Source organism: Kitasatospora sp. NPDC059747 (genome assembly GCF_042732955.1).
Taxonomy (GTDB): domain Bacteria; phylum Actinomycetota; class Actinomycetes; order Streptomycetales; family Streptomycetaceae; genus Kitasatospora.
On record NZ_JBHWGV010000267.1, the window covers coordinates 1 to 2,303 of the forward strand.

General features: G+C 73.7%; 1 protein-coding gene. It reads left to right on the forward strand.

The features are described from left to right. The coding region (locus tag ACFV4G_RS43380; RefSeq protein ID WP_380449164.1) for an ALF repeat-containing protein at positions 1 to 2,142 on the forward strand (2,142 nt) is incomplete at its 5' end. Between the last annotated feature and the right edge of the window lie 161 nt (positions 2,143 to 2,303).

Here is a 2,303-nt window from a genome sequence, read left to right on the forward strand (position 1 = left end):
GCCAGCGCCCAGGCCGGCAGCTCGGCCGGCGCCGCCGGCGCCCAGGCGGCCCGGGCCCGGGACGCGGCCGGCAAGGCGCGCTCCGCGGCGGACCTGGCCACCGCGGCCTCCGGCCGGGCCGAGAGCCTGGCCAACGCGGCCGCCGCGCACGCCGCCGAGGCGAACCGCAGGGCCACCAGCGCCGCCGACCACGCCGACAAGGCGGCCACGGCCGCCGAGCAGGCCGCCGCGGCGGCCGGTCAGGCGCAGGACTGGGCCAACGTGGCGACCGCCCACGCGAATGCCGCGATCGAGGCCGCGACCGCCGCGAACGACGCCGTCACCGAGGCCCAGAGCATCGAGCAGCTGGCCCGTCAGGCCGAGGCCGCCAAGCTGGAGGCCGACAAGCAGCAGGGCCTCAAGGAGGCCGCCGCCCTCGTCAAGGCGGAGGCCGCGGACCAGGCCAAGCTGACCGGCGACCAGACCTCGGCCGCCGCGCTCGACACGGCCACCAAGGACCTGGTGCAGAAGGCCGCCGCCCCCGGCACCGACCCGAAGACCGCGGCGGGCTTCGGCCGCAAGGCCGCCGTCAGCCTGCTGGGCAGCGCGGGTTACTGGACCCGGGACGCCGCCCGCACGGCGCTCGCCGACAACGACGACGGCGTGGTCGCCTGGGCGAAGAAGGAGTACCAGGACGGCCTGCGGCTGGACGACCGCGACAAGGTGACCTACCTGTCCACCATCGGCACCTCCACGCTCGCGGGGGCCGCCCAGCGGACGCTGGAGAGCACGGACCCGACCGCCGTCGCGAAGTTCCTCTCCGGTGGCGCGCTGGACGTCCAGGCCGACGACCTGCGGTACACCATCTTCACGATGCTCAACGGAGCCGGGACTGCGGTCCAGCGGGACGGCGCCGCCGCACTGAGCAACGGCAGCGCCAAGGCGATGTCCGACTTCGTCCACACCGGCTACCAGCGCGCCGTGGCCGAGGACGACCGGGTGACGATCTTCTCCGTCCTGAACGGCCAGGCCGGTCCCAACGTCAAGGCGGCGGCCGAGGTCGCGCTCGCCGGGCCGGCCTGGATGCAGCACGACTTCGTGACCACCGTCCAGTACAAGGCCGCCGTGCTCGACTCGGACACCGACACCCACGTGTCCTCGGTCCTCGCGCTGATCGCCAACGCGGCGAAGGACGCGGTCACCGCCACCCAGAACGCCCAGCTGGCGTACCAGGTCGCGGCCAACGCCCGCAACGCCGCCCAGGAGGCCAACGACTGGGCGAACAAGGCCCAGGCGTCGGCCCAGCAGGCCAAGGGCTACGCGGACGACGCGAAGGCCAAGGCCACCGCGGCGGACGCCTCGGCGAACGCTGCGGCCGCCTCCGCCCAGCAGGCCAAGTCGGCCGCCGCGACCGCGCAGAAGGCGAACCGCGCGGCCAACTACTCGCTGAACCAGGCGGTCGCCTCCGCCGACAAGGCCACCGCCTCGGCGGCCAGCGCCCGTGCCTCGGCCGCCAGCGCGGCGGCTTCGGCGACGGCCGCCGGCAAGAGCGCCTCCGAGGCCTCCGCGGCCGCGCGGGAGGCACACAGCATCGCGGCGGACAAGCGGGCCCAGGAGCAGGCGGCGGCGGCAGCCGCGGCGGCCCAGGCGGCCCGTCAGGCCGAGGCCGCGAACGTCAACCCGTCCAACAACCCGGCCAACGACAAGATCAACGACACGGCGTCCGCCACCCCGCCCGGGGGCTCCGGCGGAAGCGGTGGAAGCGGTGGAACGGGCGGCGACGGCAAGGACGGTATCCGCAACTTCGCCACGGAGACGGGGCACTACAGCACCATCTGGGGCCTGGCCGCAGTCGGTTCGCTCGCCCTTCCGCCGCCCCTCGGGGAGATCGGGTTCGGCGTCTTCGGAGCGTTTTCCCTCGGGGCCGGTGTGCTCAGCACCGGTGCGTGGCTCTACGCCGACGGCTTCAACAGCAAGGATTTCCTCAACGCGGCGACCAGTACGATCCTCGGCACGATCGGAGGCCCCTACGGCAAGATCTACGGCGAGATCGCCGGACCGGTCGCGAGGACCAGCATCAAGGGCGCCAAGGCAGTCGGTCAGAAGATCATCGAGGGTGGGTCCGCCGTGGCCTCCGGCATTGTCGGCCTCTTCACCTGGTGATCTTTTGAACCGTCCGGCGGTCTAGGCTGCCGGAGAGCGGTGAGTCAATTCGAACGGACCGTGGGGGGGGGGGGCGGGCGGGCGCGGCGCCCCCCCCCCCCGCGGCGGCGGTCGCGCTGAAAAAAAAACTACCCACCCCCCCCAACACAACACACAGTGAC